General features: G+C 47.1%; 10 protein-coding genes. 4 read left to right on the top strand and 6 right to left on the bottom strand.

Annotation, left to right across the window (positions count from 1 at the left end):
• Nucleotides 1-51: 51 nt before the first annotated feature.
• Together ACLROL_RS03670 and ACLROL_RS03665 are read right to left on the bottom strand one after the other, a co-directional pair.
• A complete protein-coding gene (locus tag ACLROL_RS03670; protein WP_413067357.1) occupies nucleotides 52-2343 on the bottom strand; it encodes a hydratase in 2292 nt (763 codons plus the stop codon).
• Nucleotides 2344-2439: 96 nt separating this feature from the next.
• Nucleotides 2440-3540, bottom strand: a complete 1101-nt coding sequence (locus ACLROL_RS03665; RefSeq protein WP_087210103.1) for a PucR family transcriptional regulator — start codon at nucleotides 3538-3540, stop codon at nucleotides 2440-2442.
• A 187-nt stretch (nucleotides 3541-3727) separates the two neighbouring features.
• On the opposite strand from ACLROL_RS03665, the gene dltA reads away from it, so the two are divergent.
• The 4 genes from dltA to dltD are packed head-to-tail and all read left to right on the top strand — an operon-like array spanning nucleotide 3728 to nucleotide 7874.
• A complete protein-coding gene (gene dltA / locus ACLROL_RS03660; RefSeq protein ID WP_413067356.1) occupies nucleotides 3728-5269 on the top strand; it encodes a D-alanine--poly(phosphoribitol) ligase subunit DltA in 1542 nt (513 codons plus the stop codon).
• Nucleotides 5266-6423, top strand: a complete 1158-nt coding sequence (dltB, locus tag ACLROL_RS03655) for a D-alanyl-lipoteichoic acid biosynthesis protein DltB (protein WP_087202964.1) — start codon at nucleotides 5266-5268, stop codon at nucleotides 6421-6423. Before dltA ends, dltB begins: the two co-directional genes overlap by 4 nt.
• 36 nt (nucleotides 6424-6459) lie before the next feature.
• Nucleotides 6460-6696 (top strand): D-alanine--poly(phosphoribitol) ligase subunit 2, encoded by a 237-nt coding sequence (dltC, locus tag ACLROL_RS03650; RefSeq protein ID WP_087202965.1) that lies wholly within the window; start codon nucleotides 6460-6462, stop codon nucleotides 6694-6696.
• Entirely contained in the window at nucleotides 6693-7874 is a 1182-nt protein-coding gene (dltD, locus tag ACLROL_RS03645) for a D-alanyl-lipoteichoic acid biosynthesis protein DltD (RefSeq protein ID WP_087210109.1), read from the top strand. The genes dltC and dltD overlap by 4 nt, the downstream gene beginning before the upstream one ends.
• A gap of 132 nt (nucleotides 7875-8006) precedes the next feature.
• Here dltD and ACLROL_RS03640 read toward each other — a convergent pair whose 3' ends face one another.
• The 4 genes from ACLROL_RS03640 to ACLROL_RS03625 form a co-directional block, all read right to left on the bottom strand.
• Complete coding sequence (locus ACLROL_RS03640) at nucleotides 8007-8597, bottom strand: sensor histidine kinase (RefSeq protein WP_413067355.1); 591 nt, start codon at nucleotides 8595-8597, stop codon at nucleotides 8007-8009.
• A gap of 128 nt (nucleotides 8598-8725) precedes the next feature.
• The gene (locus ACLROL_RS03635) at nucleotides 8726-11776 is read right to left on the bottom strand and encodes a glycoside hydrolase family 2 TIM barrel-domain containing protein (protein WP_087202968.1); all 3051 of its coding nucleotides are present in this window, start codon (nucleotides 11774-11776) and stop codon (nucleotides 8726-8728) included.
• Nucleotides 11777-11805: 29 nt separating this feature from the next.
• Nucleotides 11806-12645: a carbohydrate ABC transporter permease gene (locus ACLROL_RS03630; RefSeq protein WP_087202969.1), complete on the bottom strand. Its 840-nt coding sequence runs from the start codon at nucleotides 12643-12645 to the stop codon at nucleotides 11806-11808.
• Entirely contained in the window at nucleotides 12638-13522 is an 885-nt protein-coding gene (locus ACLROL_RS03625; RefSeq protein ID WP_087202977.1) for a carbohydrate ABC transporter permease, read from the bottom strand. Before ACLROL_RS03625 ends, ACLROL_RS03630 begins: the two co-directional genes overlap by 8 nt.
• Between the last annotated feature and the right edge of the window lie 82 nt (nucleotides 13523-13604).

Raw genomic sequence — 13604 nt, 5'->3', positions numbered from 1 at the left:
AGAATTATCAAAAAACCGGGCAAGCTCTTTCACGGAGCCGCCCGGTTTTTCTTAACCTCTGTAATAGTTGATGAGACATCCTTTGAGGATGATCTCTCTCTCTGTATCTGTCAGTTCTCCAAGATACAGACTCATTTCTTTCAGTTCATCTCGCACAACATACGCTTTGATCTCACTTTGTTTTTCTTCCACCGCTTTTCTGATCTCCGGCACAAACATGTAATCTCCGTTTTCAAACGGCAGCGCCGTGTGATCTTCTTTTGTGAGGAACGGCAGCATTCCCCAGTTGATCAGGTTGGAACGGTAACGCTTTGTGGCGTACTCGTTCGCAATGTTTGCCCAGCCGCCCAGCACTTTCTGGCAGGAGGCTGCCTGTTCTCTGGCGGATCCATCCCCCGGTTTCACAGCAAAGATCGTGCTTCCGATGCCAAGATTTCCTTCTCCAGTCTGAGGGAAACGTGTGTGGATCTTTTCCATGACTTCTTTGAGCTCATCTGCCACTTCCAGCGGACATTTGCCTTCTTCGATGGCCTTCTGCGCCTTCTGTACTTCTTTTGCGCGTCCGACATATGCCGGATCTTTTCTTGAGAGTGCAAATTCTGCAAGTCCAAGCGGATTGGACCGGTAGGAAGACGTCTCCCCGGACGGGATCAGCTCATCCGTCGTTGTGACCGGATCATGAATCTCGGATACCACTTTTATGAGCAGATTTTCCGGAAGGGCTGACATAGACGGCCAGTCTTTGATATTTGGTCCAAAATGGATTTTCACATCCGGATCTGCTTTCCCTTTGCTGTCAAATACACGGTTGGCATAAATGGTGCGGTCAAAATGATAGGTCGGATTTGTGTACTCTACATCCAGTTCCGTGGCCGGTGTCAAGTAGCCTTTGTTTGCCGCCGTGGCCGCGATGGACCGCGCATCCATCAACGCCACCGATGCGATCTGGCCGCTCTGGAGTTTTGATCCTTCTCTGTTCGGGAAATTTCTCGTCGTATGGCGGATACTGAATGCATTGTTTGCCGGTGTGTCTCCTGCTCCGAAGCACGGTCCGCAAAACGCTGTCTTCACGATAGTGCCTGCTGCCATCAGATCTGCCACAGCCCCGTTTTTCACAAGCTCCATATACACTGGTGTGCTGGCTGGATAGACGCTGAATGTAAATTCATCCGCTCCGATATTTTTCCCCCGGATGATATCTGCGGCTGCACAGATATTTTCAAATCCTCCGCCGGCGCATCCGGCAATGATCCCCTGCTCCACATACAGCCGTCCGTTTCGGATCTTATCCTGTAGAGAGAACGGCACAGCGCCGTCCAGACTTACCTTTGCTTTTTCTTCCACATCGTGAAGGATATCTTTCAGATTGGCGTTGACTTCCTCGATCGTGTAGGCATTGCTCGGATGAAACGGCATCGCGATCATCGGGCGTACCGCACTCAGATCCACATATACCAGACCGTCATAGTACGCTGCTTCGCCCGGATTCAACTCTTTATATTCTTCTTCTCTTCCGTGAATCTGATAAAATTCACGTATTACCTCGTCGGTCTTCCAGATAGAGGAAAGGCAGGTTGTCTCTGTCGTCATCACATCAATTCCGATACGGAAGTCTGCGCTTAAACTTGCTACCCCAGGTCCTACAAATTCCATCACTTTATTGTTCACATAGCCGTTTTTGAATACAGCCTTGATGATCGCCAGAGCTACATCCTGCGGGCCGACGCCTTTTACCGGCTCTCCGGTCAGATACACTCCGATAACACCCGGCATACGAATATCGTATGTTTTGTTCAAAAGCTGTTTTACAAGTTCCGGTCCCCCTTCTCCCATGGCCATCGTTCCAAGGGCACCGTAACGGGTATGGCTGTCCGATCCGAGGATCATCTTTCCGGCCCCTGCCAGCATCTCCCTCGCAAACTGGTGGATCACTGCCTGGTGCGGCGGCACATAGACTCCGCCGTACTTCTTCGCACAGGTCAGGCCAAACATATGGTCATCCTCATTGATCGTCCCGCCCACCGCACAGAGGCTGTTGTGACAGTTTGTAAGGACATACGGTACCGGAAATTTCTCAAGTCCGGACGCTCTGGCAGTCTGGATAATGCCGACAAACGTGATGTCATGACTCGTAAGTTTATCAAACTTTATATTCAGATTCTCCATATCGTCGGAGACATTATGGCTTTTCAGTATGCGGTATGCGATCGTCTCCTCTGCCGCCTGTTCCTTTTTGATTTCTCTTCCCGTCAGGGCTTTCAGTCTCTCCCTGACATCTGGTCCGTCTTCTATGATCTCTGTCCCATTCAGCAGATAAACGCCGTTTTCATATAATTTTATCATGTACCTGGCCTCCTTCTCTTTATTCAGCTGCCGCTATCGCCAATATTTTAACACATTAAACTAACAGAGACAAGCAAAACTGCCTGTCTCCGATGCTTACTGCTTCATATATTTCATATGTTCCGATACCATCATCGCAATCTTAAATGTCAGTGCATCCTCGAACACCCGGACATCAAGCCCCGTCATCTTCTGGATTTTCTCAAGGCGGTAGACAAGGGTATTTCTGTGGATGTAAAGCTGTCGAGCCGTCTCAGATATGTTCAGGCTGTTCTCAAAAAATTTGAAAACAGTAGACAGCGTCTCTTCCTCAAACTGCTCCACGTCTTTGTCCCCGAACACTTCTTTTAAGAACATTTCACACAGGGAAACCGGAATCTGGTGAATGAGTCTTCCGATACCAAGCTCGTTGTACGCAAGGATCGTCTTCTCTGCGTAGAAAATTTTTCCTACATCCATTGCCATTCCTGCTTCTTTGTAAGACTTGGAGACGTCTTTGAGTTCATGGATGATCGTGCCATATGCAACGCGGACGTTTACCATCGCCTCCGCGGATACTGTGTCCACGAGAGCCCTGGCTTTCTCATACACTTCTCTGTATCCTTCTGTCTCTTCAAGCGCCTTGATAAGGATGACGCTTCCTTCATCCACCGCAGTCACAAAATCCTTCATACCTGATGCATACATGCCTTTGAGCACCTCCAGCAGGAACTGATTATCACTGGCGTTCGCCTCGATCAGATAAATGACCCTCTTCTGATCATTTTCAATATGCAGTTTTTTTGCCTGGTTAAATACATCCACCAAGAGCATGTTATCCAGAAGCAGATTTTGAAGAAAACGGTTTTTATCCACTTTTTCCTTGTAAGCGCGGATAAGACTCTCCAATTCTTTTACTCCAAGACGTCCAACAATCTCGGCTTTCTCTCCGCTCATATTTTCCAGGCTCAGAATATAAGCCGGTTTCTCCTCGTCGAACACGGCAAAAAGCGCGTATCCTGTCCGGATTTCTTCCATTCCCGGCTCCGAGTCTTCTTTTACATCTTTCAGAAATCTTTTTACCCTTTCTGCTGTTCCCTCACTCTCGGAACCGGACAGTACGATCCGGTATCCGTCAAGGGACCATACTGAGCATGCTCCCCCGGCAATCGCCTCCATCTCCGAGACAGCTCTTTGCAGTACCTGATTTGACAACATGTTTTGTACCTCCATTCAATGCAATCATTATATCAAAAAAAGGCGAAAAGTAAATGAAGATTATTAAGATTACATGAATGTTTTTTTACTGTTCTCAAAACTGTATTGACTTTTTCCGGACTTTTTTTATCATACAAGTAACCACGCAACAACAATACAAGCTAATACAAGCTGGAGGAAAAAGTATATGAATATTTTAGAACAAATACAAATGACAGCGCTCCTGTTTCCGGAGCGCGCCGCCATGCATACAGAGGAAGGCTCCATCAGCTACGGAGAGCTTGATGCCGCTTCCACCCGTCTTGCATATACCTTGCAGAATCTTTGCGGAGCGGACAAAACTCCCGTGCCTGTATACGGACATAAAAGCCCGGAGATGCTGATCGCCTTTCTGGCATGCGTAAAATCAGGACGCGGATATTGCCCTGTCGATATCTCTGTGCCGCCTGCAAGAGTCAAATCCATATTGGAAGCGGTTGATGCACCGTTGATTCTCTCGTGTGAGCCGTTTCCTCCAGAAGCTTTGTCGTCCGCATCGCTTCGGATTTTCACAAAAGAAGAGATACAAAAAACAATATCATCCGCGGAAGGACCGAAACTGAGCGAAAGCCTGCGTCCAGTTTCCGGAGACGAGACTTTTTACATGATCTTCACATCCGGAAGTACCGGAACTCCGAAAGGGGTACAGATTTCGTCCAACTGTCTGAACAATTATCTCGATTGGTCTGTGACTCTTGGAAATGCTGCTGAAAAAAAGCAGGGACAGATATTCCTGAACCAGGCACCTTTTTCTTTTGATTTATCCGTCATGGACTTGTATACGTGTCTGGCCTGCGGAGGTACACTGTACACGCTTTCAAAGAAGACGCAGGAGGATTTTGGAAGGCTCATTCCTGCTCTGAAAGAGTCCCAGGCTTCCGTCTGGGTTTCTACTCCTTCTTTTGCAGATGTTTGTCTGGCTGATCCGTCCTTTTCTTCAGATCTTCTTCCGAATCTGGATGTGTTCCTCTTCTGCGGAGAGACTCTGACAAATCGGACAGCCGCACGTCTTCAGGCCCGTTTCCCAAACAGTGTCATCATGAACACTTACGGTCCGACTGAGTCCACGGTAGCTGTCACAGAGATTCCTGTCACACCTGAACGAAACGCGTCCGAATCGCCGCTTCCTGTCGGATATGCCAGACCTGGGACGTGGATTGAGATTCATGATGAAAATGGAAAACCAGTGCCGGAAGGAGAAAAAGGGGAGATCATCCTCATCGGGGACACGGTCAGCACCGGATATTACAAACAGCCGTCTCTGACTGAAAAAGCTTTTTTCTGCACAGAAAAGGACGGACAGTCTTTTCGAGGATACCGGACAGGGGATGAAGGATATCTGAAAAATGGTCTTCTCTACTACTGCGGGAGGATCGATCTGCAAGTAAAACTGAATGGCTACCGGATCGAACTGGAAGATATCGAGAGCAACCTGAGAAATCTTCCGGATATTGAAAACGCCGTGGCTGTGCCATGTATAAGAAACGGGAAAGTCAAAAGTATTGCCGCATTTGCAGTACTTCGTAGCCGGCCGGAAAACGAGGCGGATACTGTGCAGAATATAAAAAATCAGCTCAGACAGTTTCTGCCGGACTACATGATCCCGAAAAAAATCCTTTTCCTTGACCGTATCCCGATGACGGCGAACGGGAAAGCGGACAGGAAGAAACTGAGAGGTATGCTGTCATGACATTCTATGAAGGATATCCGTTTTTTTCCACGCTGGCAGTGATCCTTCTCCCCGCAATACTGATCGGTATGGCCGGGAAGCCTTTGAAATGGTATTCCACCGCTGCGACATACCTGTTCATCGGTCTTGTCTTTTTTAACAAACCGACTCAGGCTCTTTATCTGGCCGCATACTATGTGATCCAGGTCGCCATCGTCATGGGTTACCTGCATCTGCGGCGGATAAAAGGGCGTATAGTGTGGATGTACCGGCTCGCACTTGCGCTCTCCATCCTCCCTCTTATCGTAAGTAAGCTGGCTTTGTTCCTTGATATGGACCTCTTTGGCTTCCTTGGAATCTCTTATCTTACTTTCAGGTGCGTCCAGATCATCATCGAAGCCTACGATGGTGTTATAGAGTCGATATCTGTGCTGGAGTTTACGGCCTTTCTTCTTTTCTTCCCATCGCTTAGCTCCGGCCCTATTGATCGCAGCCGCCGATTTCTTTCCGACTGGAATACGGTATACACGCGGGAAGAGTATATGGAACTTGCCGGGACAGGGATTTATAAAATCCTGCTCGGCCTTATATATAAACTTGTGATCGCTTCCTTTTTCTACCAGGGAATGGGTATGGTAAACGGAGCAAAAGATTGGTACTACGTGATCGCATATGCGTACTGTTATGGCTTTTACCTGTTTTTTGATTTTGCCGGTTACAGCCTGATGGCTATAGGAACCAGTTATATTCTTGGTATCCGGACACCGGAGAACTTCCGCCGCCCATTTCTCAGCATAGATATCAAGGAGTTTTGGGACAGGTGGCACATTACCCTTTCCCACTGGTTCCGGGACTTTCTTTTTTCCCGGTTTATGATCCAGTCGATCCGTAAAAAACGGTTTCAGAACAGGCTGAATGCCGCTTCGGCCGGATTTCTTGTAAACATGTTTGTTATGGGACTGTGGCACGGATTGACGCCTTCCTACATCTTATACGGGCTGTACCATGGGGCGCTTCTTGCCGTGACAGAACGCTGGCAGAAAAAATCAGCCTTTTACAAAACACACAAAAGCAAGCGCTGGTATCGCTTTGCTTCCTGGTTCATCACGCTTCAGCTCGTGATGCTGGGCTTCTATATATTTGACGGAAAGCTTCTGTGGCTTCTCGGCTTTTAGACATTTATAAAGAAAATAAAAAAGGAGATGTATACTATGAAAGAAACTGTATTCAAAATTCTGGAAACAATCTGTGAGGATAATATCGTGAGGACGAACCCGGACATCGATCTCTTTGAGACAGATCTGATGGACTCTCTGGGCTTTGCTGAGCTGCTGGCAGACATCGAAGATGAACTCGGTGTCATCATCGCCCCTTCTGAAGTGGACCGCCATGTCATCAGCACCCCAAATAAACTGATCGCTTACCTGGAAGAAAGGGCATCGTTATGAAAAAACTGACGGCTTTTCTTACAGCCCTTGTACTCTTTCTCGTATCTGCTGCCGGGATGCATTTCTATGCTGAAAGCCGCATTACAGTAAACAACAATGCCTTTTCATTCTGGGCCATCGAGAAAAAATTTGTGGCCCGGGAGGCGCTTACCAAAAATATCAACGCAGATACCGTGGCAGTGTTCGGATCATCAGAATTCCAGCATGGACGCAAGACTCCTTATCATCCAGGGAATATGTTTGCGGGAAATAAATTCAATATGATGCTGATCGGCGCCGGCTACTATCAGTCCTTAAGCCATGCGCTGACTCTTGCTTCCATCGGAAATGACCTTCCGACAAAAGAGGCTGTACTTTTCATCTCGCCTCAGTGGTTCCGGTCAGATGGCGTGCTTCCAGAGCCATTTTCCTCACGTTTTTCGGAGACACACTATATCGGCATGCTGCAAAATCCGAATTTGAGCAAGACTACAAAAACCTATATCATAGAACGTGTGAAAACCCTCCTGAAGGCAGATCCTCCTGCCCTTGAACGTACTGAACTCTATGAAAAAGTTCTCTCAGGGAATGCTTCCTTTTCCGAACGGCTCAACTACAGGTTGTATACAAGTTTTCTGAAAGAAAAAGAACTTCAGTCCGTCGCCATCCGTATGGCAAGGGACGGTATCAAAAAGAATGCTTCTCTTTCTTCTTCGGAACGGGAACCAGATTTTCAGGCACTTATGGACCAGGCCGGCAAAGACGGCGAAAAAGAAAACTCAGGAAATCCGTTCTTCATGGATGACTCCTCCTACCGCCTGTTCATTCGTCCTTTTTTAAAGGCAAAGAAAAATCAGAGCGTCAATGGAAGCTACAGCACTTCCCCGGAATATGCAGACCTGGAATGTTTCCTTCATGTCTGCCAGGATCTCGGCATACGGCCCCTGCTCGTAAGCCTCCCGGTCAACGGATATTGGTACGACTACACCGGATTCCCAAAAAAAGAGCGGCAGATCTACTATGAAAAAATCCGCCAGGTTGCAAAAAAATATGGTGCCGAGCTTGCTGATTTCGCCGATCAGGAATACACAAAATATTTCTTTGAAGACGGTGTCCATATCGGAAAGAAAGGATGGGTAATGATCAATGAAAGTATTTACAGATTTTATCAGAAAAATAAAACAGACAAAACACTTTGAGTTCATCGCCTGGACAGTGATCTTCTTTGTTCTCATCATGATACTGTACTTGTATCTGATTCACGCCAACCTGTCCACAGCGCCGAAATTTGTATATACACAGTTTTAAAGGGGCTATTTACAGCCCCTTTTCTATATCTTTTTTTTCAGCGTCAATGTCACTGTCGTCCCCTTTCCTTCTTCGCTGGATATGTGGATTCCGTAATCTTCTCCGTAGATCAGTTTGATCCTCTGATCCACATTTCCCACACCGATCCCGGTAAAATGCTCCGTTTTCGAGGCGTTTCCATTTTTCAGTTCCATGAGCCGTTCTGTCTTGATCCCTATCCCATCGTCCCTAATCTCAAACCGCAGGCAGTCGCCTTCCTCTTTTACAAAAACCTGGATCTTCCCGCGCCTTCCATCTGCAAAACCGTGGAAAAATGCATTTTCCACAAAAGGCTGCAAGATCAGTTTCGGCACTCTATAGCTGCTGCACTGCGGCGTCACGTAAAACTCGGCACTGACAGAATCTCCGTATCTTGCCTGGTTGATCAGGACATAGTTCTTTAAATTCTGGATTTCCTGTTCTACAGTTACAAATTCATCCGTATTGCTGATGGTATTCCTTAAGAGCGCGATGAAAGCGTCAATGACGCCCGTGGTCTTTTGTGTATCTCCCTGCCAGATGAGCCATTTTATACTTGCAAGGGTATTGTAAATATAATGCGGATTGATCTGCATCTGAAGTGTATGGATTTACGCAGCCCTCTTGTCCTTTTCTACCTGGATGAGGCTGTGGATATAAGAATCCAGTTCATCGACCATATCATTGTATGTTTCCGACAGTTTTCTTACTTCATCTGTCCCTTTTACCTGGACATGTTCTTTATTGTAAATGCGATCCGCTGTTCCTGTTCGGATGGAAGCAGGTATTGACTATGTACCGGTGCACCCCAGCTGTCGTCCCCTCCGACACCCATCTGGCAGGCCAGAATCCTTACCCATGTGTAGTGAATGTTCGGAAGTTCTTCCTGGTGGACTGCCTGTTCAATTTCGTAGGAGCTGTACGGGAGAACACTGCTTTCAAACGGTCTGTCTTCCGCCTGGAAGCGAAGTCCCCTTCCCTGTCCGTCGGATACTTCCAGCCATCTCGTTCCCGTGCGGTTTCCGCATTCCTGAGGCATCAGGTACGGCGTCATATTTTCGGCTGCCGTACTCTGGAAAATCCCCAGTCTTGCTCCTTCTTTCCGGTCTATATAGTTTTCCTCCGGTCCAAGACCGTAATAGCGGAATCCGCTGTACCGCTCTTTCAGCCGGAATTCCATTCCAAACGCCGGAAGTTCTGCTGCTCCTTCCACGCCCGGATAGAAGAGCTCGGTCCGTATCGTTCCGTCTTCTGATACAGTGTACGTAACGGATACTTTTACTCCCAATGGCTCCGGAAGTTTCCAGAAAAACTTCACGCGAATGCCATCGTCTGTCTCTTCCGTCTCACACTCTGCCTTCTTCGCAAACATACCTGCTGTCATCCACACAGCTCTGTCATATCCATAACCGGCTCCTCGGTCATTGTCAGTGGACGCTCTCCAGAATGTGAGCTTCGGAGTTCTTGTAATATATTCTACCCCATCATAGCAAAGGGATGCAATCCCTCCTTCACTCATAGAGAACATCACATGGAAACGCTCTCCTTTGACACCGATATTTACATCTCCGTGCACGACTTCCAGTTTTCCTCTGCCGGATGTCCGGCCAGTATTTTCTGGAGTCTCCGCATTCTCTATCTTCCGCTCTGCGGCCTGCCCAAATGCAATCTCGAATCCTTCCTCTGCCCATAGCGTCCTCTCAGAAAGCCTTGCAGACACTTCATATACATACTCTCCGTCTCTGTCCGGCTCCGGGAAAGAAATCGCAGCAAATCCCTCCCCAAGAGGCGGAACGTCAGCCTTAATGACTGTGCGGAAAGTCTCTTCTCCGTCTCTCAGAACGCGGCAGATAAAATGGTATTGTTCCGTTCCTACAAAACAATTCCTGTTTTCGATGAGGACGCCTTTTTTTGAAACTTTAAGGCGGATCGGAGCATAGAGGGCCTTGACTTCCTGTGCCTTCGGCGTTTCTTTTCTGTCCGCAAACACAATCCCGTTTCCGCAGAATTCATAATCTGTCGCCCGGTCATCATGATCTCCTCCATATGTGAGCACTTTTTCTCCCTGATCGTTGATATGCAGGACGGACTGATCGATGTAGTCCCAGATAAATCCTCCCTGGTACTTCTCATACCGGTCTTCCAGTTCTGTGTACAGATGCATTCCGCCGCAGGAATTGCCCATGGCATGCATATATTCACAACTGATATACGGTTTTGCCGGATCATTTTTCAGATACTCCTCTATATCAGCCGGTTTCGCGTACATTCTGCTCTCCATATCGCTCGTCTGATCAAACTCCCTGTTCCAGAATACGCCTTCGTAATGTACAAGTCTCGTCGGATCGGCCTTTCGGAAAAACTCTGCCATGTTCAAAATATCTTCCCCTGCATAGGATTCATTTCCGCATGACCATATGAGGATGGAAGGATGATTTTTGTCTCTTTCGAACATGGATTTCGCTCTGTCAAGGACACACTCCTGCCACTCCGGAAGAGATCCCGGCACATTCCAGGAAGGTTCTACCGCTCCCATCTTCTGCCATGATCCATGACTTTCCAGGTTTGTCTCATCGATTAGATAGATTCCGTACCTGTCGCACAGACGGTACCAGAGTGTCTGATTCGGATAATGGGACGTCCGGACTGCGTTGATATTATGCCGTTTCATAAAACGGATATCCCAGAGCATCTCCTCTTCTCCTACGGCACGGCCTTTTGTCATACTGAATTCATGCCTGTTTACTCCTCTGAATATCAGGCGTTTCCCATTCAGACACATGATTCCGTCTTTCATCTCAAATGTCCGGAATCCCACTTCTTCTTTTACAATTTCCCTCAAAGTGCCATCTTCCCCGTAAACATACAGGTACAAATCATACAGATACGGATCCTCTCCGCTCCAGCTGTGGACATGCGGAATCTCCCCGCTCCACTCTACGGTATCCTGCACTTCTTTTCGTTCTGAACAGACAATCTGTCCATCTCTATCTTCCAGGCGCAGTTCCACCGTCCCATGAAGCTTACCTGTCATCTTTGCACAGAGAGCGAAACGGCCATCCCTGTAACTTTCATCCAGCGTCCCTCTGAAAAACAGATCTCTCACATGGATCATCGGCACAGCATACAGATACACATCACGGAAAATCCCCGAAAACCTCCAGAAATCCTGATCTTCCAGCCAGCTTGCACTGCTCCTCTTATAGACTTCCACACAAAGTCGGTTTACTCCGTCTCTTAAAAGCTCTGTTACCTCAAATTCAGCCGGTGTAAAACTGTCTTCCGAATACCCGAGAAATGTCCCGTTCAGCCATACATAAAATGCTGTCTCCACTCCCTGAAAGGACACGTAAGTCCGTTTCCCTCTAAGCCCTTGATTTACATAGAATTCCTTGACATAACTGCCCACAGGGTTATATTCCCGGGATATGTGCGGCGGGCGCAGTTCTTCCTGCCCATCCCACGGATACATCGTATTGATATACTGGCATCTGTCATATCCCTGCATCTGAATATGTCCCGGAACCTCTATCTCTCCAAAACGATCAATCGGGTATCCGTCTTCGTAAAATCTTTCCTGTCTTTCATCCGGGCAGACAGCATAGGCAAACTTCCATATTCCGTTCAGGCTTTGCCTAAGCGGCATTTCCCTGCCAAATGCAGTCTCCTCCTCTTTTTCATAAAACAAATGGTCTGAGTGTGCCTCTTCTCTGTTTACTTCAAAAACTTCCGGATCCTCCAACCATGCAAGGGTATATTCTCTTACTTTTTCCATCTATGCTGTCTGCTCCTTTCTATGAATCCTTAACCTTTGACTGATCCCGTCATACCTGCCACAAACTGTTTCTGCATGATAAAGAATAACACTGCCATCGGAATCGTCGCGATAACGACTGCTACCATCATCATACCATAATCCGGCGTGTAGGACGATCCCATCGCTGCCAGAACAAGCGGAAGTGTTCTCTTTTCCGGAGACTGCAGTGCGATCAACGGCCAGAGGTAATTGTTCCAGCTTGTCATAAATGTCACGACGATTGCAGCCGCATACACCGATTTGTTTGTCGGCATGAATACTTTGAAAAATATGCCAAATTCACCAAGCCCGTCGATCCTTGCCGCCTCTACCAGTTCTTTCGGAAAACTCTGGGTATTCTGGCGGAAGAAGAAAATCAAGAATGCCGTAGCGATGGCAATGATGATAACCGCCATCGGCGTATTCAAAGCGATCACTTTCAGAGGTCCCATATGCTGAAATTTGCTGAACAGTCGGAACAGCGGGACCATCAGGGCCGCAAACGGAACCATCATGGACAGCAGTACGATCGTAAACACGCGCTCACGTCCTTTGGATTTGTAGATGACAAATGCATATCCTGCCGCCGAAGAAACGATCATCGCAAGCGCTGTCGTAATTACCGCGATAAGCAGAGAATTCTTAAACGCATTCATATACTGAAGATCTGAATTCAAAAGGGTCTTCAGATTCTCCATAAAATAACCTCCCGGCAAAAGTGTCCCTTTCGTGATATCCACCGACTTATTCGTAGATGCAATGACCATCCAGAAAATCGGAAAGACGGACACAACAGATGCGATGGTCAAAAAGATATATTGAAACACATTCCCTATTTTTCTACTCATTCTTGTCACCTACTTTCAACTGGATAAAGGATAATACGACGATCATGATCACTACAACATAGGATACTGCCGCCGCATATCCAAAATCGGATGAATACTTAAAGAGGATATTGTAAATGTACTGTGAGATCGTGATCGTTGCATTCGCAGGTCCTCCCTGGGTAATGTTCATCGGTTCGTCGAAAAGCTGCAGCGTACCGATCGTGGAATTGATCGTTGTAAAAAGGATGATCGGTTTGAGCATCGGGAGCGTAATGCTTTTAAATTTCTGGAACGCCCCTGCCCCGTCAATCTCTGCCGCTTCGTAAATGGAATCATCTATTCCCTGAAGTCCGGAAAGATAAAAGACCATGTTATATCCCGTCCATCTCCATGTGATCGCCACGATGATCAAAACTTTTGCCCACACCGGATCTGTGATCCAGGAAATTGGTTCCGCGATGATATTCAGCTTGACAAGCATCGCGTTTACAAACCCGTCTGTCGCAAACAGACTCTTGAATACGATAGAGTAAGCTACAAGTGATGTCACGCACGGAAGAAAAATCGCTGTCCTGAAAAGACCTTTGAATTTCAGCCGTTTGTTATTGAGCATCGATGAGATTGCCAGAGCAAGCAAGATCATGATCGGCACCTGCACCACCAGATATAATACCGTGTTGGACAATGCCTTTCTGAATGTCGTGTCCGTCAAAAGCCTCTTGTAATTGCTGAGCCCGCTGAACGACAGATTATTTCCTGCTCCGGACTGAAAAGAAGTAATAAGCGCCTGTACCATTGGATAAAATACAAAAGCTACAATCAGTATAATACTTGGGAGGACAAAAATCCATCCTGTCCGGTTCAATTTGGGACTCATATCTTTTTTCTTTGTCATATCTGCCACAAGTCTCCCTCCTTTTTTGCATAATAATAGCCATTTACCTCTTTATCCCGAAGCAAATGGCTATTGTGACCGT

This window comes from Sellimonas sp. (genome assembly GCF_047234585.1).
In the GTDB taxonomy this organism is placed as follows: domain Bacteria; phylum Bacillota; class Clostridia; order Lachnospirales; family Lachnospiraceae; genus Sellimonas; species Sellimonas caecigallum.
The sequence above is the reverse complement of the archived record's forward strand: the minus strand, read 5'-3'. Positions and strand labels throughout refer to the sequence as shown.

Bases quoted from the DNA above. Each gene is read 5' to 3' on its own strand.
- dltD (WP_087210109.1), top strand. From the start codon at position 6,693: ATGAAAAAACTGACGGCTTTTCTTACAGCCCTTGTACTCTTTCTCGTA.
- dltB (WP_087202964.1), top strand. From the start codon at position 5,266: ATGACATTCTATGAAGGATATCCGTTTTTTTCCACGCTGGCAGTGATC.
- ACLROL_RS03665 (WP_087210103.1), bottom strand. From the start codon at position 3,540: ATGTTGTCAAATCAGGTACTGCAAAGAGCTGTCTCGGAGATGGAGGCG.
- ACLROL_RS03630 (WP_087202969.1), bottom strand. From the start codon at position 12,645: ATGAGTAGAAAAATAGGGAATGTGTTTCAATATATCTTTTTGACCATC.
- ACLROL_RS03670 (WP_413067357.1), bottom strand. From the start codon at position 2,343: ATGATAAAATTATATGAAAACGGCGTTTATCTGCTGAATGGGACAGAG.
- dltA (WP_413067356.1), top strand. From the start codon at position 3,728: ATGAATATTTTAGAACAAATACAAATGACAGCGCTCCTGTTTCCGGAG.
- dltC (WP_087202965.1), top strand. From the start codon at position 6,460: ATGAAAGAAACTGTATTCAAAATTCTGGAAACAATCTGTGAGGATAAT.
- ACLROL_RS03635 (WP_087202968.1), bottom strand. From the start codon at position 11,776: ATGGAAAAAGTAAGAGAATATACCCTTGCATGGTTGGAGGATCCGGAA.
- ACLROL_RS03625 (WP_087202977.1), bottom strand. From the start codon at position 13,522: ATGACAAAGAAAAAAGATATGAGTCCCAAATTGAACCGGACAGGATGG.
- ACLROL_RS03640 (WP_413067355.1), bottom strand. From the start codon at position 8,597: ATGCAGATCAATCCGCATTATATTTACAATACCCTTGCAAGTATAAAA.